The organism is Alistipes sp. DJF_B185, assembly GCF_964250025.1.
In the GTDB taxonomy this organism is placed as follows: domain Bacteria; phylum Bacteroidota; class Bacteroidia; order Bacteroidales; family Rikenellaceae; genus Alistipes; species Alistipes finegoldii.
On record NZ_CAXUDY010000056.1, the window covers coordinates 1 to 1,600 of the forward strand.

Below are 1,600 nucleotides of genomic sequence, written 5' to 3' on the forward strand. Positions count from 1 at the left end.
CCTGCGCCGTAGAGCGGTACGCCCCTGCGGCGCAGCCGGCAGAATACCGTTACGAAGTCGAGCGCGAGGGCGTGTGCATCCGCAGCGAATGGCGGCCGCACACGCTGCGGATCCCGTCCCGGGAGGGGGTGCGTACGCTGCGCATTCGCGACCGCTGGCAGGAGATGCCCTCCGACACGCCGTTCTACTCCTCGGCATTCACCCGGGGCATCTTCGGCCGCGGGAAAACCGGTAATCCGAAGAAAGCAGCCGGCAACATCACCCTGCGCGTCATCCTGCCCACCCTGCGGCCGGACGAAACGCTCGCCGTCGCCGGCAGCGGCCGTGAACTGGGCGACTGGAAACGAATCGTCCCGATGGACGACAGCCGCTTCCCGGAATGGGAACTCACGCTACATACCGCACACCGGTTCGAATACAAATTCCTGATCGCCGACCGCAAGACCCTCACCCCCATCCTGTGGGAGGAGGGTGCCAACCGCACCTGGGGCGAACTGCCCGGCGCCGGCGAACACGCCCTCGACGCCGCGGCGTACCCGCGGTTCCCCGAACGCAGATGGCAGGGCGCCGGGACGGCGATCCCGGTCTTCTCGCTCCGTACGGAAGAGGATTTCGGCGTCGGTGAGTTCTACGACCTGAAACGGCTCATCGACTGGGCGGCCGCCACCGGGCAGTGCGTCATCCAGGTACTGCCGATCAACGATACCACCATGACCGGTACATGGGAAGACTCCTACCCCTACAACGCCAATTCGACCTTCGCCCTGCACCCGCAGTTCATCCGGCTGCCGGCCGCGGGCGTCGTGGAGGACGACGAGTACCGCACCCTGCGCAACGAACTGAACGCACTCCCCGAAATAGACTACGAACGGGTCAACCGGCACAAACTGCGGCTGCTCCGCCGGGCGTTCGAACGCCACGGAACCCGCACTGCGGCACGCCGCGACTACAAGGACTTCATCGCCGCCAATAGACACTGGCTCATCCCCTATGCCGCCTTCTGCACGCTGCGCGACGAAACGGGCACGCCCGACTTCACCCGCTGGGGCGGCTTCGCCCGCTATGACCGCAAAACCGTCGACGCCTACTGCCGCAGCCACAACCGCGACATCGCATTCCACTGCTATGTTCAATACCACCTGCATACGCAGTTGTCCGAGGTCTGCGCCTACGCCCGCGCCCACGGCATCGTCCTCAAGGGCGACCTGCCCATCGGCATCAGTCGCACGAGTGTCGACGCATGGCTCTACCCACACCTGTTCCACATGGACTCGCAGGCCGGGGCTCCGCCCGACGCATTCTCGGCCGTCGGGCAGAACTGGGGATTCCCGACTTACAACTGGGAACGCATGGCACGCGACGGCTACGCCTGGTGGCGGGCACGCATGGCCAAGATGGCCGAATACTTCGACGCCTTCCGCATCGACCATATCCTCGGCTTCTTCCGCATCTGGGAGATTCCCGTACATGCCGTTCACGGCCTGCTGGGCTATTTCAATCCCGCCCTGCCCTACTCCGCCGACGAACTGCGCGGCATGGGCTTCGATACGGCCGGGGGACGCTTCACCGTTCCCGCGCCCGACGACCGGATGCTCGGCGA

1 protein-coding gene is annotated in these 1,600 nt (G+C 65.7%); it reads left to right on the forward strand.

Annotated features, from left to right (window positions below; translation table 11 throughout):
- Positions 1 to 1,600 (forward strand): 4-alpha-glucanotransferase (locus tag ACESTR_RS16030; protein ID WP_373179441.1); only part of this gene is annotated, 1,600 nt, incomplete at both ends.